This is a genomic window from Bradyrhizobium sp. 187 (assembly GCF_023101005.1).
In the GTDB taxonomy this organism is placed as follows: domain Bacteria; phylum Pseudomonadota; class Alphaproteobacteria; order Rhizobiales; family Xanthobacteraceae; genus Bradyrhizobium; species Bradyrhizobium canariense_D.
On sequence record NZ_CP064693.1, the window covers coordinates 5453679 to 5478078 of the forward strand.

23 protein-coding genes are annotated in these 24400 nt (G+C 63.5%); 17 read left to right on the top strand and 6 right to left on the bottom strand.

What is annotated here, in order from left to right; all coding sequences use genetic code 11:
* Positions 1-31: 31 nt before the first annotated feature.
* Both IVB19_RS26390 and IVB19_RS26395 read left to right on the top strand, forming a co-directional pair.
* Positions 32-640 carry a S24 family peptidase gene (locus IVB19_RS26390; RefSeq protein WP_007612810.1) on the top strand — a complete coding sequence of 203 codons (609 nt, stop codon included), beginning with the start codon at positions 32-34 and terminating at the stop codon, positions 638-640.
* Positions 641-736: 96 nt separating this feature from the next.
* Positions 737-1012, top strand: a complete 276-nt coding sequence (locus tag IVB19_RS26395) for a hypothetical protein (RefSeq protein ID WP_247411603.1) — start codon at positions 737-739, stop codon at positions 1010-1012.
* Positions 1013-1155: 143 nt separating this feature from the next.
* On the opposite strand, the gene IVB19_RS26400 is transcribed toward IVB19_RS26395, so the two are convergent.
* Positions 1156-2130 carry a quinone oxidoreductase family protein gene (locus tag IVB19_RS26400; protein ID WP_018456675.1) on the bottom strand — a complete coding sequence of 325 codons (975 nt, stop codon included), beginning with the start codon at positions 2128-2130 and terminating at the stop codon, positions 1156-1158.
* A gap of 223 nt (positions 2131-2353) precedes the next feature.
* Between IVB19_RS26400 and IVB19_RS26405 the strand changes: the two genes are divergently transcribed.
* The 3 genes from IVB19_RS26405 to IVB19_RS26415 all read left to right on the top strand — a co-directional run bounded on the left by IVB19_RS26405 (position 2354) and on the right by IVB19_RS26415 (position 5032).
* Positions 2354-2554 (top strand): hypothetical protein, encoded by a 201-nt coding sequence (locus IVB19_RS26405; RefSeq protein ID WP_007612817.1) that lies wholly within the window; start codon positions 2354-2356, stop codon positions 2552-2554.
* A 148-nt stretch (positions 2555-2702) separates the two neighbouring features.
* Entirely contained in the window at positions 2703-3650 is a 948-nt protein-coding gene (locus IVB19_RS26410; RefSeq protein ID WP_085395396.1) for an AAA family ATPase, read from the top strand.
* Between the two features lie 5 nt (positions 3651-3655).
* Positions 3656-5032: a vWA domain-containing protein gene (locus IVB19_RS26415; protein WP_247411601.1), complete on the top strand. Its 1377-nt coding sequence runs from the start codon at positions 3656-3658 to the stop codon at positions 5030-5032.
* A gap of 19 nt (positions 5033-5051) precedes the next feature.
* Here the strand turns inward: IVB19_RS26415 and IVB19_RS26420 are convergent, their stop codons facing one another.
* Positions 5052-5234 carry a hypothetical protein gene (locus tag IVB19_RS26420; RefSeq protein ID WP_247820090.1) on the bottom strand — a complete coding sequence of 61 codons (183 nt, stop codon included), beginning with the start codon at positions 5232-5234 and terminating at the stop codon, positions 5052-5054.
* Positions 5235-5583: 349 nt separating this feature from the next.
* On the opposite strand from IVB19_RS26420, the gene IVB19_RS26425 reads away from it, so the two are divergent.
* The gene (locus tag IVB19_RS26425) at positions 5584-5805 is read left to right on the top strand and encodes a hypothetical protein (RefSeq protein ID WP_247290522.1); all 222 of its coding nucleotides are present in this window, start codon (positions 5584-5586) and stop codon (positions 5803-5805) included.
* A 216-nt stretch (positions 5806-6021) separates the two neighbouring features.
* The gene (locus IVB19_RS26430; RefSeq protein WP_018456682.1) at positions 6022-7341 is read left to right on the top strand and encodes a dicarboxylate/amino acid:cation symporter; all 1320 of its coding nucleotides are present in this window, start codon (positions 6022-6024) and stop codon (positions 7339-7341) included.
* A gap of 10 nt (positions 7342-7351) precedes the next feature.
* Here IVB19_RS26430 and IVB19_RS26435 read toward each other — a convergent pair whose 3' ends face one another.
* Positions 7352-8725, bottom strand: coding sequence for a hypothetical protein (locus tag IVB19_RS26435; RefSeq protein WP_247820091.1), 1374 nt, complete (start codon positions 8723-8725; stop codon positions 7352-7354).
* A 97-nt stretch (positions 8726-8822) separates the two neighbouring features.
* Positions 8823-10082 carry an allantoate amidohydrolase gene (locus IVB19_RS26440; protein WP_247411596.1) on the bottom strand — a complete coding sequence of 420 codons (1260 nt, stop codon included), beginning with the start codon at positions 10080-10082 and terminating at the stop codon, positions 8823-8825.
* Between the two features lie 403 nt (positions 10083-10485).
* Here IVB19_RS26440 and IVB19_RS26445 point away from each other — a divergent pair, with 403 nt between their 5' ends.
* The 6 genes from IVB19_RS26445 to IVB19_RS26470 are packed head-to-tail and all read left to right on the top strand — an operon-like array spanning position 10486 to position 16358.
* Positions 10486-11598: a BMP family ABC transporter substrate-binding protein gene (locus IVB19_RS26445; protein ID WP_247820092.1), complete on the top strand. Its 1113-nt coding sequence runs from the start codon at positions 10486-10488 to the stop codon at positions 11596-11598.
* Positions 11595-12707, top strand: coding sequence for an ABC transporter permease (locus IVB19_RS26450; protein WP_247338206.1), 1113 nt, complete (start codon positions 11595-11597; stop codon positions 12705-12707). Before IVB19_RS26445 ends, IVB19_RS26450 begins: the two co-directional genes overlap by 4 nt.
* A 1-nt stretch (position 12708) precedes the next feature.
* The gene (locus IVB19_RS26455) at positions 12709-13635 is read left to right on the top strand and encodes an ABC transporter permease (RefSeq protein WP_018456688.1); all 927 of its coding nucleotides are present in this window, start codon (positions 12709-12711) and stop codon (positions 13633-13635) included.
* Positions 13636-13646: 11 nt separating this feature from the next.
* Positions 13647-14330: a biuret amidohydrolase gene (biuH, locus tag IVB19_RS26460; protein ID WP_018456689.1), complete on the top strand. Its 684-nt coding sequence runs from the start codon at positions 13647-13649 to the stop codon at positions 14328-14330.
* A complete protein-coding gene (locus tag IVB19_RS26465; protein ID WP_247820093.1) occupies positions 14327-15859 on the top strand; it encodes an ABC transporter ATP-binding protein in 1533 nt (510 codons plus the stop codon). The genes biuH and IVB19_RS26465 overlap by 4 nt, the downstream gene beginning before the upstream one ends.
* Positions 15860-15872: 13 nt before the next feature.
* The gene (locus tag IVB19_RS26470) at positions 15873-16358 is read left to right on the top strand and encodes a nucleoside deaminase (protein WP_085361054.1); all 486 of its coding nucleotides are present in this window, start codon (positions 15873-15875) and stop codon (positions 16356-16358) included.
* A 132-nt stretch (positions 16359-16490) separates the two neighbouring features.
* On the opposite strand, the gene IVB19_RS26475 is transcribed toward IVB19_RS26470, so the two are convergent.
* Positions 16491-17600 carry a hypothetical protein gene (locus IVB19_RS26475; protein WP_247297937.1) on the bottom strand — a complete coding sequence of 370 codons (1110 nt, stop codon included), beginning with the start codon at positions 17598-17600 and terminating at the stop codon, positions 16491-16493.
* Between the two features lie 572 nt (positions 17601-18172).
* Between IVB19_RS26475 and IVB19_RS26480 the strand changes: the two genes are divergently transcribed.
* The 4 genes from IVB19_RS26480 (at position 18173) to IVB19_RS26495 (ending at position 22878) form a co-directional block, all read left to right on the top strand.
* Positions 18173-19744, top strand: a complete 1572-nt coding sequence (locus IVB19_RS26480; protein ID WP_247820094.1) for an ABC transporter ATP-binding protein — start codon at positions 18173-18175, stop codon at positions 19742-19744.
* Positions 19728-20819: an ABC transporter permease gene (locus IVB19_RS26485; protein ID WP_247297940.1), complete on the top strand. Its 1092-nt coding sequence runs from the start codon at positions 19728-19730 to the stop codon at positions 20817-20819. The genes IVB19_RS26480 and IVB19_RS26485 overlap by 17 nt, the downstream gene beginning before the upstream one ends.
* Positions 20806-21723, top strand: coding sequence for an ABC transporter permease (locus IVB19_RS26490; RefSeq protein ID WP_247820095.1), 918 nt, complete (start codon positions 20806-20808; stop codon positions 21721-21723). The genes IVB19_RS26485 and IVB19_RS26490 overlap by 14 nt, the downstream gene beginning before the upstream one ends.
* A gap of 78 nt (positions 21724-21801) precedes the next feature.
* Entirely contained in the window at positions 21802-22878 is a 1077-nt protein-coding gene (locus tag IVB19_RS26495) for a BMP family ABC transporter substrate-binding protein (protein ID WP_247297942.1), read from the top strand.
* A 120-nt stretch (positions 22879-22998) separates the two neighbouring features.
* On the opposite strand, the gene IVB19_RS26500 is transcribed toward IVB19_RS26495, so the two are convergent.
* Positions 22999-24348 carry an 8-oxoguanine deaminase gene (locus tag IVB19_RS26500; protein WP_247820096.1) on the bottom strand — a complete coding sequence of 450 codons (1350 nt, stop codon included), beginning with the start codon at positions 24346-24348 and terminating at the stop codon, positions 22999-23001.
* Positions 24349-24400: the final 52 nt, after the last annotated feature.

Sequence of the window (24400 nt, forward strand, 5' to 3'; positions counted from 1 at the left end):
AGACGGACGATGGACAATCGAGGGAATCACCATGTTGGATGCTGCAATGATCGAACGGGGCCTGGAAAAGACAGGCAAGAGCAAGGGCGGCCTGGCGGCTGCCATGGGCGTACGCCCCGGCGCGGTCTCGGAGATCCTCGGCGGTGAACGGCTGGTGAAGGCTTCGGAAATCATTCCGATCATGGAATATCTCGAGCTCAATCTCGCGCCGATCATGGGCCGCGTCGGGGCCGGTGCCGTGATCGAGCCGGATTATGAGCAGGTTCCCCCCGAAGGCCTTGGCGACATCGCGCTGCCCTTTCCGATCATGGAGGAGACCATCGCATTCGAGATCGTGGGCGATTCGATGCTGCCCAAATACGAGAGCGGCGACGTAATCGTAGTCTACAAGGACCAGCGCCATCCGCTGTCGAGCTTCTACGGCGAGGAGGCCGTGGTCCGCCTCAAGACCGGCGAGCGCTATCTGAAGACCATCGAACGAGGCAAATCCCCCTCCGTCGTCAATCTCAGCAGCTTCAATGCCAAGCAGATCGTCGGCGTGAAACTGGAGTGGGTCGGCGAGATCTGCCTGTCCATGCCCAAGGGGCAGCTGGAGCGGCTGCGCGCCAAGTCGGCGCGCCCGCGCAAGAGGAGCAAGTAGGCTGCAATTTCTGTTTCTACGAAATTCATCTTGACTTTATTCCGTTTTTCGGAAATACTCTGCCGTGCCCGACCATGGGCACGGCAGGATCGTTTCATGCAGTATTTCGTCGTGATGATCGACTATGGGCGCCGCGGCCGCGAGGCAGTGGTCGACCCTGAAATCACCAGGCGCGAGGTCATTTCCCGCGTTGCCTCAGGGGAATATCGGAATATCTCGTTCATCCAGGAAATCGCGGAGAATTCGGTCGAAGACGTGACCGAGGCGATCCTCGCTGAGGCTGCCCTGCCCCGGATCCCGCCCGAAGAAGTCGACCTCCAGGCTCTCCGCCTCGATCACGCCCGCGATCTGCGTAAGCACGAGCGGACATAACGCAGGCCGAGGGCCGACCTTTTCCGGTCCGATCGAATCGGAACGGGCTCTGGATTTCTTATTTTGACGCGTTTTCTCTACGCGAACCGGAATCCAGTTCGCTCGAAACGCTCTGCCAGCCTGCGCCACAGCCCGGTCGGAGATCACACCGTGAGGACGGTCGATCCCGTGGTCTTGCGCGCGGCGAGATCGGCATGCGCCTTGGCGGCGTCCTTCAGTGGATAGGTCTGGCGCACCTCGATCTTGACCGCGCCGGACTTGACGACATCGAACAGCTCGCCCGCCATCGCGACCAGGCTCTCACGCTTGGCGGCGTAGGTGAACAGCGTCGGCCGGGTGACGTAGAGCGAGCCCTTCTGCGCCAGCAGACCGAGATTGAGCGGCTCGACGGCGCCGGAGGACGCACCGAACAGCGCGGCGACGCCGAGCGGCGCGAGGCAGTCGAGCGACTTCAAGAACGTATCCTTGCCGACGGAGTCATAGACCACCGGCACCTTCTTGCCGCCGGTGATCTCGTCCACCCGCTTCACGAAATCCTCGCGGCTATAGATGATGACATGGTCGCAGCCATGCTCCTTGGCGAGCTTGGCCTTCTCGTCGTTGCTGACGGTGCCGATCACGGTTGCGCCGAGATGCTTGGCCCACTGGGAGAGAATCAGGCCGACGCCGCCGGCGGCCGCATGCAGCAGGATGGTGTCGCCGGCCTTCACCCGATAGGTCTGCCGGATCAGATATTGCGTTGTGAGCCCCTTCAGCATCATCGCCGCTGCGGTCTTGTCGTCGACACCGTCCGGCAGCTTCAGCAGTCGGTCGGCCGCGATCAGCCGCGCCTCGGAATAGGCCCCGAGCGGCGAGGCGCCGTAGGCGACGCGATCGCCGGGCTTCAGATCGGTGACGCCAGGCCCGACCTCCTCGACGACGCCAGCAGCCTCGCTACCAAGCCCACTCGGCAGTTGCACCGGGTAAAGGCCCGAACGATTGTAGATGTCGACGAAGTTGAGACCGACGGCGGTATGGCGGATTCGTGCCTCGCCTGGTCCGGGCTTGCCGACACTGACTTCTTCCCAGACCAGCACTTCCGGACCACCAGTCTTATGAAAGCGAATGGCATGCGTCATGGGCGTTGCTCCCTTATCGTTGAGGTCGAAGTCCGAATATCGGATCGGGCTTTGAAATAGGTATTTGCTCCACCCGTCACAGTACAGAGACGTAACAAGAATGTCACAGCGAACGACAAACCTCCGCCGTTCCGCCTCTGTTCGAAAGAGTTGATGTCGGCCTTTCGCCGGCCGGCAGTAGCCTTCGCGCGGGTTTGGAGGTCGTCTGCGAAGGAGAGCCGAGATGCCAGCTTATGTACAGCATCATCAGGATATCGAGATCGCGCCTGTGATTTGCCCTGCTTGCATGGGGTTCCTTCCAATGTATGTGCGCGAGGTCGAACCGCATTGGAGTCTTGCCAAGATCGACTTCGTCTATGAATGCGCCGATTGCGGCGCCGAGGTCAGACAGACGATCCGTAAGCCGGAGTTGCTGCGGCACTGATCCCGCGGCCGGTTGGCCGCCCGACTATTTGCGTTGAGCGGAAAAAACGCCCATTCGCGCGGGTCTGGCCTCTCCCAAACGAGGCTTGTTCTTTGCCGTGAACGCAGGCAGAACAAGCCTCAATCAAGACCTTTGGGAGCGCCTTTTCGTGGCTGAACAGAAGCCCTCGACAGCGATCGAGGCAGTGGAGAGCGGCCTCGCCGCTCAAGGCTACATCGCGAGCCGGCAGATCGCGACCGCCGTCTATTTGTCGCAACAGATCGAGAAGCCGATCCTGGTCGAAGGACCCGCGGGCGTCGGCAAGACCGAGCTTGCCAAGGCGATCGCGGCCTGGCGCGGCCTGAAGATGATCCGCCTTCAGTGCTACGAAGGCCTCGACGAGGCCAAGGCGCTCTATGAATGGAAATACGCCAAGCAGCTTCTCTACACGCAGATCCTCAAGGACAAGCTCGGGGAAGTCCTCGGCGGCGCGCAGACTTTGCACGCTGCACTTCATCAGCTCCACGATTTCGGCGACGTGTTCTTCTCCAAGGAGTTCGTCGAGCCGCGGCCGCTCCTGCAAGCGCTGGAGCAGCCGGGCGGCTGCGTGCTCCTGATCGACGAGATCGACAAGTCGGATGCGGAATTCGAGTCGCTGCTGCTGGAAATTCTCTCCGATTTCCAGGTCACGATCCCCGAACTCGGCACCGTCTCCGCGATCACGCCGCCAACGGTGATCCTCACCTCCAACAGCGAGCGCGATCTCGGCGATGCCCTGAAGCGGCGCTGCCTGCATCTGCACATCGGCTTCCCCGAGCAGCGGCTCGAGGAGCGCATCGTCGAGAGCCGCGTCCCCAACATTTCGCAGACGCTGCGGCGGCAGATGGTCGGCTTCATCCACGAAATCCGCTCGCTCGACCTGAAGAAGCTGCCTTCGGTCAGCGAGACCATCGACTGGGCACGCGTGCTGGTGCTCTTGCAGGCCTCGGAACTCGACACCGAGATCGTCAAGGACACGCTCAACGTGCTCCTGAAATACGAGGCCGACATCGAGGCGGCTCAGCCTCAGATTACGACCTTCATTGCCAAGGCAGCACGATCCAACGTCTTCGGTTGACGCCGATGCGCGAGAATATTCATCGTTTCTTCCGTGCGGCACGGGGCGCCGGCGTCCATGTCTCGCCGGCCGAAAGCATCGATGCGATGCGCGCGGTCGCGCAGGTCGGCGTCTCCGACAGGACCATCCTGCGCGATGCGCTCCTTCTGACGCTCGCCAAGTCGCAGGACGAAAAGCTCGCGCTCGGAGACTGTTTCGATCTGTTCTTCAGCCAGCCGGAGCCGCGGCAGGAACAGCCTGAAGCCGACAGCAACGATGTTTCGGAGGACGCGGATCAATCTCCGTCGTCGGGCGCGGCCAGCGATGCGAGCGCCGGTTCGCCTCCCGCAGAATTGGGGCCCCTCGCGCAGATGCTGCTGTTGCAGGATCGCAACGCGATCACCGCCGCGATCGCCAGCGCCTCAGGCGCGGCCTCCCTATCCGACATCCGCTACTCCACCCAGCGCGGCATCTTCTCCAGCCGCATCCTTGACGCCATGGGGCTCCAGCGGCTGCGCGACGATCTCGACGAGCTGACCGCGAGCAATCCGGCACTGGCCGAGCGGCTTCGCGCCGCGCTCGATGCCTTGCGCGAAGCCGTCCGCGACACCGTCGCGCAGGGGCTTGCGCTCTATGCCCGCGAGGAAGCTGAAAACCTCCGCAACGAGATTCTGCGCAACGCGCCGCTTGCCCGCATCGAGCGCCGCCATGTCGCGGAGATGCGCGCTCTCATCCGCCAGATCGCACGTCGCCTGCGCGAGCGCTATTCGAAACCACGCAAGCGCCAACGGCGCGGTCATCTCGACGTCCGCCGCACGCTGCGCCGCAATGCCGCCTGGGGCGGCATCCCCTTTCTCACGGCCTGGAAGCGCAAGCATCGCGATCGGCCGAAGATCGTGGCGCTCTGCGACGTCTCGGGCTCGGTGGCGCAGGTCTCGGATTTCTTCCTGCTCCTGATCCACTCGCTGCACGAGGTGGTCGACGACGTCCATTCCTTTGCCTTCTCCTCGCATCTGATCGAAGTCAGCGACATCCTGGAATCGAAACCGCCGGAAGAGGCGATGGCCGAGATCATGTCCAAGGTCGGCTTCGGCTCCTCCGACTACGGCTCGTCGCTGGCCGATTTCGAGAAGGAGTTCATGAGCGCGCTGACGCCGCAGACCACGGTGATCATGCTGGGCGATGCCCGCAGCAACAATCTCGATCCGCGCGCCGACATCCTGCGCCGCATCTCTGAGCGCTCGAAGCGACTGGTGTGGCTCAATCCCGAAGGACGTCTCGCCTGGGGCTTTGGCGATTCCGAGATGCCGCGCTATGCGACCTTCTGCAGCGTGGTGCGCCAGTGCGCCACCGCGCAGCAGCTCGAGCGCGCGGTGTCCGATATTGTGGCGACTTATCAGTAGGCCTTACCCACAGCCGACGTCAGTTTCGCCCCAGCTCCGTCTGAGCCACATTGCACTCCCGGAAATGATAGGCGATCTCGTCAAGCGCGCGTTGCTCCCATTCTTGAGCTTGCGCAAGCCAGAAAACCCGGCGCTGCAAATCAAGCGCGGCGCGCTCCCGGCACAGGGATTCCTGACTGCGAATTTCGACCAGTCTGTTCATGCACTCCACTCCTGCCATGTGAAGCCATTCCCCGCGAATCAGCGTAACAGAATCCGACCCTTCGTCTCATGCTTTCTGTGCATATTGCGACACGGAATGGGACAGCAGCGCTTCCCGTGCAGTGCGGTAGTTCGCGCACCAACGTCAAGCCCACATCATCAATATGTGATCGAGGCTCCGGACGGTCTTCGTGATCGAGCGGTCTTAACTCTTGTGGCGCAATGGCGTGCAGCAATTTGTGAAGAGAAGTTCTAAACGCCTCACCGAACTCCCGACTCATTGTCGTCGCACGGTCTTCATGCAGCGCCTCTAACAGAGGCGCACGAACGGCACTACGGCTTGAGGCAACATGAGCAACGACATCGACTTCGATCTTTCGCCAGACCAATGGGAGGTTCTGAAGGCGCTTCGCAACCCGGTGTCGAACGGTCGGCTTTCCAAGGCCTATCTCATCGAGAGCCTCGTCAAGCTCGGTCTTGTCGTCGTCTGCGACGGCGTGCCGGTCATGACGCCGAATGGACGCAAGGTGCTGGTACGCGGATCGTGTCGGCTGCTGGATCTCGCGGCGTGACGCGGCCACCCGCGCGCAGGACGTGACTGTAGGACCGCAAAATCGGCTGTCCACGTGACCGACGGCACCTGGAACGGTTTCCCGGTGCCGATGCGGATGCCCGGTCGCACCGCAAAAACGACCGAATAGACCTCCTCCTCAGCGAAAACCGCGACAATCTGGCACGCTAGTTGCTCCTTTCGACGATCGAGACGTCGTCAAAACGGGGGAGTCACCATGTCGACCATTGCCGCGGCCCCGGCCGCCGAGCCAAAGCCGCTCTACACGTCGCTGTTCGTCCAGGTCCTGGCCGCGCTGATCCTCGGCATCATTCTCGGGGTGGCCGCGCCGGATTTTGCCATCTCGCTCAAGATTCTGAGCGACGCCTTCCTGAAGCTGATTTCGATGATCGTGGCGCCGATCGTGTTCTGCGTCGTCGTGCACGGCATTGCCGGCGCGGGCGACCTCAAGAAGGTCGGACGGGTCGGCGTCAAAGCGCTGGTCTATTTCGAGGTGATGACCACAGTCGCGCTCGTGGTAGGTCTCATCCTGGCCTACACTTTCGGCCCCGGTCATGGCATGAACATCGACCCCTCGACGCTGGACGCCAAGGCGCTCAATACCTATGCCGACAACGCCCACAAGCTTCAGGGCGGCGGCATCGGCTCCTTCCTCCTCAACGTGATCCCGAGCACCTCGTTCGACGCGTTGTCGCGCAACGACGTGCTCCAGGTGCTGTTTTTCGCCGTGCTGTTCGGCGTAGGCCTCGCACTGGTCGGCGGCGAGAAGGGCAAGCTCGTGACATCGATGATCGATGCCGCCTCGACCGTGCTGTTCCGTGTCATGGGGCTTATCGTCCGCGTTGCTCCACTTGGCGTGCTCGGCGCAGTCGCCTACACCGTCGGCAAATACGGCGTCGGCTCGCTCAAGCAGCTCGTCTCACTGGTTGCGCTGTTCTACGTCTCGGTCGGCATCTTCGTGCTGGGCGTGCTCGGCGGCGTCATGGCGCTTGCCGGCATCAACATCCTCAAATTCCTCGCCTACCTGCGCGAGGAGTTGACGATCGTGCTCGCGACCGCCTCGTCCGACGCCGTGCTGCCGCAGATCATGAAGAAGCTGGAGCGGATGGGCGTGAAGGACTCCGTCGTCGGCCTTGTGATTCCGACCGGATATTCCTTCAACCTCGACGCGTTCTCGATCTACCTGACGCTTGCGGTCGTCTTTATCGCGCAGGCGACCAACACGCCGCTGTCCTTCGGCGACCTCCTGCTGGTGCTCGGCGTCTCCCTGATCACCTCGAAGGGCGCGCATGGCGTACCGGGCTCCGCGATCGTGATTCTGGCGGCGACGCTGAACGCGGTGCCCAGCATCCCTGCGATCGGCCTCGTGCTGGTCTTGTCGGTCGACTGGTTCATCGGCATGGCTCGCGCGGTCGGCAACCTCACCGGAAATTGCGTTGCGACCGTGGTGGTGGCCGCCTGGGAAGGCGATCTCGACCGCGCCAAGGCGGCCAAGGTCCTCGACGGTGGCGAGCTTGTGGACGTGACGGCGGGGTAACGACCGCCGTTCAGTCATTCCACTGGAGGAGCGGCGTTCCATGCGCCCTCCTCCAGACAGAGAGGAAACGCGGAAACCAGGAGTGGGCCACGGCACCCTTGTAGGCCCAGGTGCGATACTTCAGGCCCCGCTCCGAGATCAGTTCCTGATAGCCGCTGTGGACTTCGGTTGCGGTGCGAATGTCCTTCAGAATTCCCTGGGCGCAGGAACGGTAGGTATCGCTGCACGAGAATTCATCATAGTCCAGCATGCGATCCGCGAATTCGACGTTGAACGTCGGCCAGGAGGAACGTCCCTGATAGGCGGGAGCCGCGATCTTGTGGATCATCTTGTTCCGCGGATTATCCGCGGACACCAGGAAGTGGAATGTGCTGGGGATGCGAAAGCGCGGCTCCGCAATGATCAGATCCGCCGTGGCTGCGAACAGCGCGCGCTCGGCCGGCTCGTTCATATCCCAGAAGCCGCGATGCACACTGACGAAATCCAGCGCGACCGAGGACACCGGCGAGCCTGGGGGGCCATCCAGGGAATGCCTGATATAGCCACCCTTGCCGAACAGGCGGAGCAGGTCCCTCTTGTACTGCGCCAGGTCGCGTCCGACCCGCCGCTTCAGCTCGTTCTCGTCGATAATCCCGAGCCGCACGCCCCACACGAAGGTCGTGTAGACGCAGGCATTGGTGACGAAACGCCTGCGCTCGGCGCGCGTGTCGGTTGCCGCAGAGCGCGGAGCACTGGCATCGCACAGAAAATACGTAGAGCCATCATCATTGAACGGCTCGAGCTCGCTTGCGAGCTGGAGGATCGCGCGCTTCAGATCACCGCAATATTCGGCCAGCAGCAGGCGACCGGCATGCACGCATTGCGACATCGCCAGATAGGACGACGCTCTCTCCTCGGCAGAGATCATCTGCCGCAGGCCGGCCAGAATGCCGAGCAGCGTATCCGAAGGGCGCGAGAAATAGTTCACGCCGAGATACCGGGCGCGCGCCGCCGGGACGATCGTCGTCGTGACGACGTTGGCGCGAACCGCTTCCAGCAGCAGGCGGACGCTCTTTTCGAGCAGACGAGCCCGGCGAACCGCATCCAGCGAATCCATGATGGTGTCGGGGTCGAGGATGTCGGGATAGAACCAGGCAAAGTCGCGCGGATAGTACGCAGAAGCGTGCGGCGCGCCCGTAACGAGAAAGGACTCAGATACCGCAAAAGCACTGTCCATCGAGTGCCGGTAAAGGTCCCCGATAGCCGTGAACGGATGATGCGACTTCCTCAGGAATCGATCACCGAGAAAGTTCACCGCCTGAAGCGCGCTGGCAACGAAGGTCGCCGCCATACCCTGGTAAAATCGGTTTTCGCCATGGGATGGAAAAGAGATGCCGCTGTTCATACGCGCCGTCGAATGTTGTCTCGTGGTCCGGCGGGACGCCGTTACGACGCTAGACCTGTCTGATTCTTATCTCTAGCCAGTGACGTGAGGAGCCGATTTACCCTTGCCGCGGCCGAAAATTCTCGATCAGCCCCAGCAACACTCGCGCGCCGGCGTCGGCATCGGCGAGCTCGACATGCTCGTCGGGGTGATGGCTGATTCCGCCGCGGCAGCGAACGAAGATCATGCCGACGTCGGCAATGTCGATCATGGCCATGCCGTCATGCCCCGCCCCGCTCGGCAGCTCGAACACGGAAAAACCTTCCGCTTTGATCGCCTGCGCGATCTGCTCCTTGAGCCAGGGCGCGCAGGGCGCGGTGCGGTTCTCGTGGGTGACGTCGAGCTGAAGTGTCAATTGGCGGCGCTTTGCGATGGCCTCGATCTGCCTCACGACATCGGCGACCGCGCGCTTGCGGTGCATGTCGGTCGGCGCCCGCATATCGATGGTGAACGACACCTCGCCCGGAATGACGTTTGTTGCGCCGGGCCTCGCCTGGATGTAGCCGACGGTGCCGACCAGCCCACCCTCGTCGGTGCGGCAAAACTGCTCGATCGCACCGATGCATTCGGCCGCGCCCGCCAACGCATCGCGCCGGAGCGCCATCGGCACCGTGCCCGCGTGCCCCGCCATGCCGGTCAGCCGCGCGGCAAGCCGTGTCGCGCCCGCGATCGCAGTGACAACTCCGACGGGCAGGTTTTGCGTTTCCAGCACCGGCCCCTGCTCGATGTGCAGCTCGAGATAGGCAAGCAGCTCGGGCCGGGCCCGCGCGGCCGCCCCGATATGATCGGGGTCGAGCCCGAACTGCACCAGCGCATCGCGCATCGCGACGTCATCGCTGTCGCGTGTGTTGAGGACGCTTTCGTCAAAAGTGCCGGCCACGGCGCGGCTGCCGAGCAGGGTCGAGGCAAAGCGCACCCCTTCCTCATCCGCAAAACCGACGATTTCGATCGCGAACGGCAGGCGCTTGCCGCGGCGGTTGAGATCGGCGACGCAGGCGATCGCCGTGATCACGCCCAACGGCCCGTCCCATTTGCCGGCATCGCGCACGGTGTCGTAGTGCGAGCCGAGCATCAGGCAGGGCGCGCCCGGCCGCTCCCCTTCGTAGCGCCCGCAGACATTGCCGATCGCGTCGAGACGCGCGCTCATGCCGGCGTCGCGCATCCAGCTCAGGATGAGGTCCGCGGCCTTGCGCAGCTCGCCGGTCAGATAGATGCGGGTGAGCTTGTCGCCTTCTTCCGAGATCGCCGCGAGCTCGTTGATCCTTCGCACGATCTCTTCGCCGAGCGAACCATTATGAACGGCGGTACCAGCAGCCATCTCGGCGGGCTTTCCATCTCTTGGGACCGCGGCGACGGCGGTCCTGGCGGCAATCGATTCAAGTTCGGTGCCAGCGAAATCACGCTGTCGACATCGTTCCGATCAGCGCGTGGTTAGCATGAATGCGGTTGCCGGCAGACCACCCGACCCTCGTCATGCACATGTCCAAGCTGGTTAAGACTGCTTAACTCCATTGCATACAATCATAAAGTACTGCCTATATTTTCATCTGCTGCTTTCCTGATCAAGCTCGGATCACCGAAATAGCAAATTACTCTCAATAACTTAAGTGGAAATCCTCCCTCGGTAGCCTCTGGCACGAAGCTTGCGACAATCTATCCCGGGCTCCGCCAGACCGGCGCAGCGCGAGATGAGGCGGTGCATCCGCCAAGGGGAGCAAGCAATGGAATTTGGCAGGATCTCACGACGTCATTTGTTGCAGGGCGGCGCGGCCGTCACCCTCGGTGCGGCGACGGGCATTCGTCCGGCCTTCGCGGCCGAGACCACCATCGGATTCATCTACGTCGGCTCGCGGGACGACTATGGCTACAACCAGGCGCATGCGCAGGGCGCGGCGGCGCTGAAGAAGATTCCCGACCTCAAAGTCGTGGAAGAAGAGAAGGTGCCGGAGACCGACGCGGTCGAGAAGACGATCGAGTCCATGATCAATCTCGACGGCGCCACCCTGCTCTTCCCGACCTCGTTCGGCTACTACAATCCTCACATGGTCAAGATGGCCAACAAATTCCCGAAGCTGCACTTCGAGCACTGCGGCGGCCTGTGGAGCGACAAGGACCCGAAAAACGCCGGCAGCTATTTCGGCTACATCGATGAAGCCCAATACATCTCGGGCATCGTTGCCGGCTACAGCTCCAAGAGCGGCAAGCTCGGCTTCGTAGCGGCCAAGCCGATCCCGCAGGTGCTGCGCAACATCAACGCATTCGCGCTCGGCGCGAGGCTTGCCAATCCCAAGGCCACCACGCAAGTGATCTTCACTGGTGACTGGTCGATGCCGGTCAAGGAAGCCGAGGCCACCAACAGCCTGATCGATCAGGGCGTCGACGTCCTCACCTGCCATGTCGATGGTCCCAAGACCATGGTCGAGAACGCCGCGCGTCGGGGCGCCATGGTGTGCGGCTATCACGTCAACCAGTCGCCGCTCGCGCCAAAAGCGTATCTCACGGGAGCCGAGTGGAACTGGGAAGCGCTGTACCCCAAGTTCGTCAAGATGATCGCCGCCGGCGAGAGCATTCCGAACTTCTATCGCGGCGGCCTCAAGGAGGAGATCGTCAAGACCTCGCCCTATGGCGAAGCGGTCTCCGCCGAGGCGCGCAAGCACGCCGACGACGTCAAGGCCAAGTTCTTGTACGGTGACGGCTACGCCATCTTCAAGGGAGGGCTGGTCGACAACAAGGGCAAGACGGTGATCGCGGCCGGCACCGATCGCGGCCAGAAGGATCCCGAACTCGAGAAGATGGACTATCTCGTGGAGGGCGTGGTCGGGGCGACTTCGTGACGACGGAAGCTGCAGATCTCGCTGAAGCGGTCGGGACCGTTGCCCCGGCCGCCGATCCGGGATTCCTCCAGCGTCACGGCGGAGCGATCGAATATATCCTGATCCCGGGCGCGGCGCTGGCCGGCGCGCTCGGGGTCTTCGGCATCTTCGTCGCAATGTTCGGCAAGAGCCCGCTCGACCTCTATTTCTACATGTACTACGGCGCGTTCGGCACCTGGTTCTCATGGCAGAACACGTTGACGCGCGCGGCGCCGCTGATCCTTACCGCACTCTGCACGGCGCTGCCCGCGCAGCTCGGCATGGTTATCATCGGCGGCGAAGGCGCACTCCTGATCGGCGCGCTGTCGGCAACCAGCGCAGCACTGGTGCTTCAGGGAATGCCGCCGCTCATCGTGCAGATCGCCATGGTCGTCGCCGGCGTGATCGGCGGCGGCCTCTGGGTCATGCTTTCGGGCGCGCTACGGCAATATCGCGGCGTCAACGAAACGATCTCGAGCCTGCTGCTCGTCTATATCGCGCTCGCGGTCCTCAACCATCTCGTCGAAGGCGCAATGCGCGACCCCGGCAGCCTGAACAAGCCGTCGACCCGCGAGATCGGCGCGGCCAACATGATCGGATCGATCCCCGGCACCGATGTGCATTGGGGTCTGGTGTTCGGCCTGATCGCCGCGATCGCCGCCTATATCCTGATCTATCACACTGTGTTTGGCTTCGCGGCGCGTGTTGCCGGCGGCAACATCCGCGCTGCGAAGATCGTCGGTCTCAATGTCAGCAAGCTGATCCTGATCGTCTGCTTCCTCGCCGGCGGCGCCGCGGGCCTTGCAGGCATGGTCGAGGTCGCCGCGGTGCAGGGGCGCACCAACGCGAACCTCGCCGCAGGCTACGGCTTCACAGGGATTCTCGTCGCCTTCCTGGCGCGGCAAAATCCGCTCGCCATTATCCCCGTCGCGATCCTGCTCGGTGGTATCAGCGCCAGCGGCGGGCTGTTGCAGCGCCGCCTCGGATTGCCGGATGCATCCGTGCTGGTGCTGCAAGGCATCATCTTCGTCTTCGTGCTGGCCAGCGATGCGCTCTATGGCCGCATCGGGTTTCTGAAGGGAAAGTCCTGAGATGGCAGACGGCTCGATCGGACTCTGGACGGTCCCGCTCGCCGTGCTCGGCGGCGCCATTCGTGTCTCGACGCCGTTCCTGTTCGTGAGCCTGGGGGAATGCATCACCGAGCGCTCCGGCCGAATCAATCTCGGCCTTGAAGGCACGCTGGTGATGGGCGCGATGAGCGCCTACGGGATTTCCTACCTCACGGGATCGCCGTGGCTCGGCGTGCTCGCCGCTGGCATCACCGGCGCGCTTCTGGGCGCGCTGCATGCCGGCATCTGCTCGTTGCCGCGCGTCAACGATATTGCGGTCGGCATCGCCTTGATGCTGTTCGGCACCGGGCTTGCTTTCTATCTCGGCAAGCCGCTGATCGAGCCCACCGCGCCGCGGCTGCCCGCGATCGATTTCGGCTGGTGGAGCGACATTCCACAGGTGCGCGCGGCACTACGGGTCAACGTGTTGTTCCTGATTGGTGTCGCGCTCGCCCCAACTCTCTACTGGGCCTTCCGGACCACGCGCTGGGGCCTCCTGATCCGCACCGCCGGCGAGAGTTCGGACGCCGCGCGTGCGATGGGCCACTCCGTGCTGCTGATCCGCTTGCGCGCGACCATGGTCGGCGGCTTCCTTGCCGGCATCGGCGGCTCCTTCCTGTCGCTGTTCTATCCCGGAAGCTGGAACGAGGGCCTGTCCTCCGGCCAGGGCATCACGGCCGTGGCGCTCGTGATCTTCGCGCGCTGGGACCCCTTGCTGTGTCTGTGGGCTTCGCTCGCCTTTGGCGGCGCCGCGGCGCTGGGCCCGGCGCTGCAATCGGTCGGCGTCACCTCCGGCTACCACCTCTTCAACGCAGCCCCCTACCTCCTGACGCTGGCGATCATGATCATCACCTGCTCGCCGAAACGCACGTTGACCGGAGCCCCGGCCGAATTGTCGATCACCCGCTAGAGAGCGAAATCATGCCCGAGCGCACCATCAAGTCCGAACCCTATGCATGGCCCTATAACGGCGATCTGCGCCCCGAGAACACCGCGCTCATCATCATCGACATGCAGACCGATTTCTGCGGCGTCGGCGGCTATGTGGACAAGATGGGCTATGATCTCTCACTGACGCGGGCGCCGATCGAGCCAATCAAGAAACTGCTGACGGCAATGCGCGCTCAAGGCTTTCACATCATCCATACCCGCGAAGGCCACCGTCCCGACCTCTCTGATCTTCCTGCCAACAAGCGCTGGCGTTCCCGGCAGATCGGCGCCGGCATCGGCGATCCCGGCCCATGCGGCCGGATCCTGGTGCGCGGCGAGCCCGGGTGGGACATCATCCCCGAGCTCGCGCCGCTGCCCGGCGAACCCATCATCGACAAGCCCGGCAAGGGTTCGTTCTGCGCCACCGATCTGGAGCTGATCCTGCGCGTGCGCGGCATCGAGAACATCGTGCTCACTGGGATCACCACCGACGTCTGCGTTCACACCACCATGCGAGAGGCCAACGACCGCGGCTTCGAATGCGTGCTGTTGCATGACTGCTGCGGTGCGACCGACAAGAGCAACCACGAGCACGCGCTGAAGATGATCAAAATGCAGGGTGGCGTGTTTGGCGCGGTCTCGACCGCCGACGCCTTCATCGGAGCGATTTCGTGATCGTCGGCGAAACGTCGCCGCCATCGGGCGCCCTCGGCGTCGATGCCATCGCCATGAGCATGCGTTTCGGTGATTTCCTGGCGCTGGACAATGTCGCGCTGAAAGTGCGGCCGGGTTCGTTCCATGCGCTGCTCGGCGAGAACGGCGCCGGCAAGTCGACGCTCGTCAAATGCATTATGGGCTATTACCACGCCACCGAGGGTGACATTCTCGTCGGCGGGCGCGAGCAGGCGATCGGCAATCCGAAGGACGCCCACGCCCTCGGCCTCGGCATGGTCTACCAGCATTTCACGCTGGTGCCGGCGATGACGGTCGCCGAAAATCTGGTGCTGGCGCGCGATGACGTGCCGGCTGTCGTGAACTGGCCGAAAGAGATGAAGGAGCTCGAGGCCTTTCTCGCGCGCATGCCATTCAAGGTACCGCTCAGCGCAAAGGTCTCCGACATCTCCGCGGGCGAGCGCCAGAAATGCGAGATCCTCAAGCAGCTCTACCTGAAGCGTCGCTTCCTGATCCTGGACGAGCCGACCTCGGTGCTGACCCCGGCGGAATCCGACGAGGTGCTTGGCATGCTCCGCGACATGGTCGTCAAGGGCGAGCTGACCATCCTGATGATCACGCACAAGTTCCGCGAGGTCATGGCCTTCGCCGACGACGTTACGATCCTGCGCCGCGGCAAGCTCGCCGGCGCCGGCAAGGTGTCCGAACTGACGCCGGACGCCATGGCGCGCACCATGATCGGCGCCGAGGAGCTGACGCTACAGCCGCCGCGCACCGGTGAGGCCGGCAAGGCCAGGCTGGAGCTGGCGAAGATGCGCGCGCGCGACGACGCCGGCGCCATCGCCGTGCACGACGTCTCCCTTACGGTCCGTGCCGGCGAGATCGTCGGCATCGCCGGCGTCTCCGGCAACGGCCAGCGCCAGCTCGTCGAGGTGCTGGCCGGGCAGCGCGGGGCTGAGAGTGGCGAGATCCGCGTCGCCGGCGATCCCTATCACGCCAGCCGCGAGGAGATGCGGCGGCACAATATGTCACTCCTGCCGGAGGAGCCGCTGAAGAACGCCTGTGTCGGCGGCATGAGCGTCGCCGACAACATCGCCTTCCGCGAATTCGACCGCGCGCCTTTCGCTAGCCTCGGCTGGTGGCTCAACCGCGGTGCCTTCCGCGTCGACGCGCGGAAGAAGATCGCCCAGTACAAGATCAAGACCCGCACGCCCGACACGCCGATCTCGGCGCTGTCGGGCGGCAATGTCCAGCGCGCCGTGCTGGCCCGTGAGCTCGGCGGCGACGTCGAGGTGCTGATCGCGGCCAATCCCTGCTTCGGGCTCGATTTCGCGGCGGTGGCGCAAATCCATGCCGAGATCATGGCCGCGCGCAACCGCGGCGCCGCGGTGCTGTTGGTCAGCGAGGACCTCGACGAACTCCTTGAACTCTCCGATCGGCTGGTGGTGATGTTCCACGGCGAATTCGTGTATGAAGCACGGACCAGCGAAGCCGATCTCACCGTGGTCGGCCGGCACATGGCGGGGCATTGACCAGGGAAGAGCGATGAGCGGCGGGTCCGAGCGTGACGAGCACTTCCTTCGCCTTTCCTTCGCGGTCGCCCGCCGTTCCCTCACGCACGGCAACCATCCCTTCGGCTGCATCGTGGTCGATGCCGAGGGCAAGGTCCTGATCGAGGCCGAGAACGGCTACATGCCGGATCACGACGGCACCGCGCATGCCGAGCGCCTCGCCGCCACGCAGGCCTGCCGCACGCTTGGCCGCGAGGTGTTGGCGAGAGCCACGCTCTATTCCTCCGCCGAGCCCTGCGCGATGTGCGCCGGCGCGATCTACTGGGCCGGCATCGGCCGTGTCGTCTATGGCCTCAGCGAGCACCGCCTGCGCGGCATCACCGGCGATCATCCGGAGAACCCGACGCTCGACTTGCCCTGTCGCGAAGTCTTTGCCAGCGGCCAGCGGCCGACAGAGGTTGCGGGGCCGCTGCTCGAAGACGAGGCCGAAGCGCTGCACGACGGCGTGTGGACGAAGTAGCAAACACCAATTCAATTTCGTAGAGCGGATTGCGCCTACGGCTCATCCCCTACCTTCCTGCCCACAAACGAAGATGACGCCGCGGAGGTTTGACGCGGCGCCATCGTCGTTCACCTGAAGCGTGTCAGGTGGCTAGAATTTCACAGTGACACCGGAGTAGAGCGAGGACTCGGTGCAGGAGCCGGTGCTCACCCTCGCGCCACCGGCCAAAGTGGTGCAGGCCACGGCGTTGTTGTGATCGAGGCCGAACTTGTTCTGCCAATAGCGATAGGCGACCCAGACGTCGACGAAGTGCGAGTACTTATCACCCCAAATCGCCTTCGAGGCATCGAGGGTCAGGCGGATCGGCTCGGAGTTGAACTCGACCTTGGTGGGATAGACGCCGTTGGCGACGCTGGCGGGAAGCGGCTCAGTGTCGGTGCCCTTCTTGCCATACCACGCCGCGCGGCCGCTGATCGAGAAATACTGCATGTTCTGCGGCAGGAAGCCGAGGTCCATATAGTAATTGGTTTCGATCGCCCAGGTCGGCTTGAACGACGTGTTGCCGTCGGCAATACACGGAGCGGACCAACCGGCGCCGCACTGCGAGAAGGAGTTGTGGTTGGCGAACTCCCAATACACCAGCGGCGCGACGTTGAAGTAGCCCTTATAGGGAAGATCGAAGGCAAACTGCAGACCCGCGACAACGTCGCGCTTGGCGGCGCCGAAATACCGGTTCTCCGTGTTGGCATCCATGCCAACCTCGAACGAGATGTTATGCAGCGGGCCCTGAGTGAAGGCCTTGGTGTTGAAGATCTCGTTCCAGCCGAAGGTCGAGCGGAAAAGACCGTAGATTTCTGTCGCGCCGGCACAGCTCGTGGGTGTCGCTGCGAAGCCTGCAGCCGGCGACACGACCACGCCTGTGGCGGTACACGGGCCGGCCGGATCATTGTGGTCCGACTTGAACATCGAGATGGTGAAGAAGTTGGTGCCGTAAGTCCAGGCATCGAAGTGGGTGAAGGAGTAGACCTGCTTCGTCGTCTTGGCGTTGATCACGCCGTTGGTGTTGGTGAACGCTCCGGGCTGCGAGGCGTTGAAGATATAGGAGAAGGTGACGCGGTCGTCGATCACCAGGAAGAACGGAAGGTCGGCCGCCTTCTTGGCAGCCTTGACCGGCAGATCCGCCGCCTGAGCCAGGCCACTGGTAGCAAGCGTAGCAAGTGACAGCGCGCCTGCTGCAATTGCCTTGAAACGAAACGACATCCTGAATACCCCCAAGTTTGGACACGTAAAAATGAACGTCCCTTGGGTGCGACACTTGCGCCGATCTCCCGGAGTGAGAAGCCTCAACTTGTTTCAAGGCATGCCGCTTGTTTGCACAGGGCGCGGCGTTCACCGGCCGATTTGGAAGGCCAACCTCACCGCCACGCCGTCGGCCGAGAGCGACCCATTGCCGGATATCCCCATTTGATTTCGTTCGCCTTTTCATGTCGACCGGACAAGGCAAACAAGATGGGTGGAAGCTACTGTCGCGGTGTTCGCAAATGCATACGCGTGCTGGCGCGTCTCTGCTTAACTTCACGCCAAGCCTGCATAGCGGGTTCCGATTTGGCTTGAGCCGTCACAAATTTGCAACAGGCGTCACACGCAAGCCGGGACTGCAAAGGCTGCTCGGAAGGTGTCTGAGGACGATCGCCGCCGGCGAGAGCCGAGACTCGCCGACACCTCCTGCCTGCCGAAGCGTTGAGCAAGGGATGACGCTTTTTCACACCTTACGCGGCGGTTCAAACTAGCCCAGTATTGAGGCACTTCACCCCATGCAAGCGCATCAGCGAATGTTGGATCCCACGGCTAAGAGCCTGCATTCCGGCGAGTCCCCGCTCCTCAGGACGGTCGGGCTCACCAAGCGCTATGGCGATTTCCTCGCCAACGATGCCATCGACATCGATATCTGGCCAACGGAAATCCACGCGCTGCTGGGCGAGAACGGCGCCGGCAAGTCGACGCTGGTCAAGGCGATCTACGGGCTGATCCAGCCCAGCGCTGGCCAGATTTTCTGGCAGGGCCAGCCGATCGTGCTGTCCGGTCCCTCGGAAGCGCGCAGCCGCGGCATCGGCATGGTGTTCCAGCATTTCTCGTTGTTCGACAATCTCACCGTCGCCGAGAACGTCGCGCTCGGCCTCGACGGAAGAGAATCCTTCAAGGACATGTCGGCGCGGCTTGAGCAGGTGTCGAAGACTTATGGTCTGCCGCTCGACCCCAAACGCGAGGTCTGGCAATTGTCGGTCGGCGAGCGCCAGCGCATCGAGATCGTCCGCGCGCTGATGCAGGATCCGCAATTCCTGATCCTTGACGAGCCCACCGCGGTGCTGACGCCACAGGAAGCCGACCAGCTCTTCGTCGTGCTGGAGCGGCTCAAGGCCGAAGGTCGCGCCATCCTCTACATCAGCCACAAGCTCGAGGAGGTGAAGCGCCTGTGCGACACGGCAACGATCCTGCGCGGCGGCAAGAAGGTGGAGACCTGCAATCCCAGGCTTGAGACCGCCGCTTCGCTCGCGCGCATGATGGTCGGCGGTGAGATCAAGGAGGTGAAGGCGGCCGCCGGCCGGCAGACCACGGTGCCGCGTCTCGTCGTCAACGACCTCTCGCTCGCCCCCGGCGAAGCGCATGGCGTGCGGCTCGAGCACATCTCGTTCGAGCTGAAAGGCGGCGAGATCCTCGGCATCGCCGGGGTCGCCGGCAACGGCCAGGACGAACTTTTCGCCGCGCTGTCCGGCGAACGCCTGTCGAAGCATCCGGGCACGATCGTGATCGAAGGCCTTGCTGCCGGCCATCTCTCGATCACGCAGCGCCGCAAGCTCGGCGCGGCATTCGTTCCCGAGGAGCGGCTCGGCCACGGCACCGCGCCGCGCATGAAGCTTTCCGAGAATGCGCTTCTCACCGGGCACGCCGCCAGCGGCATGGTCCATCACGGCTTCATCGATACTGCCGCCACCCTGAAGACGGTTGACCGCGCAACCGAGACCTTCGACGTCCGCAAGGCCAAGCGCGATCCGGAAGCAGCATCCCTCTCCGGCGGCAATCTGCAGAAATTCATCGTGGGACGCGAGATCCTGCGCAATCCCGCGGTGCTGGTGGTGAGCCAGCCGACCTGGGGCGTCGACGCTGGCGCTGCCGCCGTCATCCGACAGGCGCTGCTTGATCTCGCAACCGCAGGCGCCGCCGTGCTCGTCACCAGCCAGGACCTCGACGAGCTCGCGGAAATCGCCGACCGCATCGCCGTGATGTTCCATGGCCATCTGTCCGCACCGCTCGCCACCAGCGAGGCGACGCGCGAAAAACTAGGCCTGTTGATGGGCGGCAGCACGCTGGAGCCGAAGGAGGCCGCGCATGCAGTTGGTGCTTGAGAAGCGCGCCGAACGCTCCAACACGATCGCGCTGATCTCGCCGCTGATCGCGATCGGCCTCACGATCGTGACCATGGTCATCCTGTTCGCGATCCTTGGCAAGAATCCGCTGCTCGCGCTGCACGCCTATTTCGTCGCGCCTTTGACCGACAGCTATTCGCTCCAGGAAATCGCGGTGAAGGCGACACCGCTGGTGATGATCGCGATCGGGCTGTCGCTCTGCTATCTCGCCAATGCCTGGAACATCGGCGCCGAAGGGCAATTCCTGATCGGAGCGGTCGCCGGAAGCTGGATTGCGGTGAAGACGCAGGGCACCGACGCTGGCGTCTGGGTGCTGCCGGTCATGCTCGTGCTCGCCGCCGCCGCAGGCGCGCTCTACGCACTGATCCCGGCAATCTGCAAGGTGAAGTTCGGCGCCAGCGAAATCCTGACCAGCCTAATGCTGGTGTATGTCGCCGATCTCTTCCTCGACTATCTCGTGCGCGGCCCCTGGCGCGATCCGCACGGTTTCAACTTCCCGACCACCGCCGAGTTCGACCCGGTCGCAACGGTGCCGCTGCTGATCGACGGCGGGCGGCTGCATCTCGGCTCGATCATCGCCCTTCTCGTCGTCGCGGCGGTGGCGATCCTGCTCGGGCGCACCATCAAGGGATTCGAGATTCGCGTGGTCGGTGCGGCGCCGCGCGCCGCGCGGTTCGGCGGCTTCAATTCCAACCAGTTGATCATCCTGACCTTCGCCGTCTCGGGCGCGCTGGCAGGCCTCGCCGGCATCATCGAGGTTGCAGGTCCAGTCGGACATCTCCAGCCCGGCATCTCACCGGGTTACGGTTTCACGGCGATCATCGTCGCCTTTCTCGGCCGGTTGAACCCGCTTGGAATATTAATTGCAGGCCTTTTTCTCGCGTTGACCTTTATCGGCGGCGAGCAGGCGCAGATCGCGATGAAGATCCCGTTGGACGTGACAAAGGTTTTTCAGGGCATCCTGCTGTTCTACGTGCTCGCCTGCGATTCCCTCATTCTCTACCGCTTCAAGCTGGTCTTCCCGAACCGACAGGTGGCTCGTGGAACTCATTGAAGCCATCATTCTCGCAGTGCTCGCCGCTTCGACGCCGCTCCTGATCGCGGCGACCGGCGAGCTCGTGACCGAGCGCTCCGGTGTGCTCAATCTCGGCGTCGAGGGCATGATGATCGTCGGCGCCGCATGTGGCTTTGCAGGTGCGTGGTTGACCGGCTCGATCTTTATCGGCGCACTGTTCGGCATCGTCGCCGGCACGTTGATATCACTGGTCTTCGCACTGATGGCGCTCGGGCTTGCGGTCAACCAGGTTGCGACAGGGCTGGCGCTGACCATCCTTGGTGTCGGACTCTCCGGCCTGATCGGCGCTGGCTTCGTCGGCGAGCGCATCACGCCGGCGCTGCATCTCAACATTCCCGGTCTCACGGATATTCCGCTGGTTGGCCGCGTGTTGTTCGGCGAGGACGCCTTCGTCTATTTCTCGCTGGCGCTGGTCATCGGCGTGTGGTGGTTCCTGTACCGTACGCGGCCGGGATTGGTCCTGCGCGCCTGCGGCGACAACCACGTGTCTGCGCATGCGCTCGGCTATCCCGTGCTGCGCATCCGCACCTTAGCGGTGATGTTCGGCGGCGCCTGCGCAGGACTTGCCGGCGCTTATCTGCCGCTCGCCTATACGCCCTTCTTCATTCCGGGCATGACCGCAGGCCGCGGCTGGATCGCGCTGGCGCTGGTGGTGTTCTCGTCCTGGCGGCCGGGCCGCCTCGTGGTCGGCGCGTATCTGTTCGGCGCGGTGACGATCCTGCAGCTGCACGCGCAGGGCTGGGGCGTCGGCATTCCCTCGCAGTTGATGTCGGCGCTGCCTTATCTTTCGACTGTCATCGTCTTGGTCCTGCTCTCCCGCGCGCGCACGGGTGGATCGACCGCACCGGCTGCGCTTGGCACCGTGTTCGTGCCTGACCGCTAGCGTTTCATCTCCGCACCGTGCGCGATGGGGCGCGCACGTTGCGGATCATGGCTTTCCCCTGATGTTTGGAGATTGATGATGAGGAAATCACTTCTTGCGCTGGCCGCCGGGCTCTTGCTTGCCGGGAGCGTCGGTGCAGCCTCCGCCGCCGACAAGCTGAAAGTCGGGTTTATCTACCTCGGCCCGGTCGGTGACCTCGGCTGGACCTATCAGCATGAGCTGGCACGCCAGGCGCTGGTGAAGGAGCTCGGCGACAAGATCGAGACCACTTTCCTCGAAAACGTGCCTGAAGGCCCCGACGCCGAGCGCTCCATCGAGCAGCTCGTCCGCGCCGGCAACAAGCTGATCTTCACCACCTCGTTCGGCTACATGGATCCGACGCTGAAGGTTGCGAAGAAATACCCGAACGTGCATTTCGAGCACGCGACCGGATACAAGCGCAACCCGAACATGTCGACCTATTCGGCCAAATGGTACCAGGGCCGCTACATCCAGGGCCTGATCGCGGCCAAGATGTCAAAGTCCGGCGTGCTCGGCTATATCGGCTCGTTCCCGATTCCCGAGGTCGTCTCCGGCATCAACGCGACGATCCTCGCCGCGCAGACCATCAACCCGAACATCAAGGTCAAGATCATCTGGGCCAACACCTGGTTCGACCCGGGCAAGGAAGCCGACGCCGCCAAGGCGCTGATCGACCAGGGCGCCGACATCATCATGCAGCACACGGATTCGCCGGCGGCAATGCAGATCGCCAGCGAACGCGGCAAGCTCGCCTTCGGCCAGGATTCCGAGATGATCAAGTTCGGGCCGAAGACCCAGCTGACCTCGATCCTCGACACCTGGGGTCCCTACTACATCGCCCGGGTCAAGGCCGAGCTCGACGGAACCTGGAAGTCCGAGGACAGCTGGGGCGGCCTCGACAGCCACATGTTCGCGATGGCGCCCTACACCAACATGCCTGACGACGTGAAGAAGATCGCCGAGGATGCCCAGGCCGCGATCACCGCGGGCAAACTGCATCCGTTCAAGTGCCCGGTCCTTGGGCAAGACGGCAAGCCCGTCGAGTGCAAGGGGGGCGCCAATCTCGACGACGGCCAGATCCTCGGCATGAATTTCTACGTCAAAGGCATCGACGACAAGCTGCCGGGCAAGTAGCACGCTTCTTGCATCGCCCAAATCACCTGCTCCTCCCGGAGGAGGTTCGGAGGGGGTGGCCAGAAGCACCCGGCACTTGTGGTCGCCCCCTCTTTCTATCTTCCTATCTTCGCCTGGATATTATCCCGCCTGCATGGCCCGCGCCGCCGAACTGTGGCGGTGGATGAGGTCTGCCACATCAAAACCGGGGATCGCGCCATCGATCACGGCCCAATTTCCCGCCACCATCACCCTGTCGGCCCGATGCGCGCCGCACAGCACCAGTGCGGCCAGGGGATCGCCATGGCCGGAGAAGCGTAGCTCGTCGAGCCTGAACAGCGCGAGATCTGCTGCCTTCCCGACGGCGATCTCGCCGAGTTCCGGCCGGCCGACGCAGGCCGCCGAGCCCTTGGTGGCCCAGCGCAGCGCATCCTTATGACTGACCTTCGTCACCCCGTAGCGCGCCCGCTGCAGCAGAAACGCGGCCCGTACCTCCTGCATCAGGTTCGATCCGTCGTTCGAGGCCGAGCCATCGACGCCGATGCCGATGCCGACACCAGCCTCCTCCATCTCGCAGACGGGGCAGCAGCCGGAGGCCAGGAGCTGATTGCTACAGGCGCAATGACTGATCGTCGTCTTCGCCCTGCCGAGCCGCTTCATCTCTTCTGCATTGAAGAAGATGCCATGGGCGAGCCACGTCCGCGCATTGAGCCAGCCGCATTGTTCGAGATAGTCAAGCGGACGGCAGCCATACATCTCCTGGCAGAATCTGTTCTCGTCCTCGGTCTCGGCAAGATGGGTATGCAGGCGCACGTCGAGCTTGTCGGCCAGATCGGCGGTGGCGCGCATCAAGGACGTCGACACCGAGAAGGGCGAGCAAGGTGCGAGCGCGATCTGCACCATCGCATCCGCGCCGCGCTGGTGGTGCTTGGCGACGACGCGCGCGCTGTCCGCGAGGATGGTGTCCTCATCCTGCACGACGCTATCGGGCGGCAGACCGCCGTCGCGCTGCGACAGGTTCATCGAGCCGCGCGTGAGCAGCACGCGCACGCCGAGCCGCCTGGCCACCGCCACCTCGATATCGACGGCGTCTTCGAGCCCTGCCGGAAATACGTAGTGATGATCCGTCGTAGTGGTGCAGCCCGACAGCAGCAGTTCGGCCATCGCCACCGTGACAGCGAGCTCGAGCGCATCAGGCGTCAGCTTCGCCCACACCGGATAGAGCGCCTGGAGCCAGGGAAACAGCTCGCGGTCCATCGCCGCCGGCAGCGCCCGCGTCAGCGTCTGGTAGAAATGGTGATGGGTGTTGATCAGGCCCGGCAGTACGACGTGGTCGCCAGCGTCGAACACCGCGACGTCTGCGGTTGCGGGCGTAGCGCGGGCCGGCACCAGCTCGACGATCCGGCCGTCCTGCACCACGACCCCGCGCTCGGCGCCATCGGCGAGGATAGCCAGGGGATCCCTGATCCAGATCGGCTTTGCGTCGCTCATGAATCTGCTCCTCCTCACATCCGTTCCCGATAGGCCTGCACGGCAGGTGCCG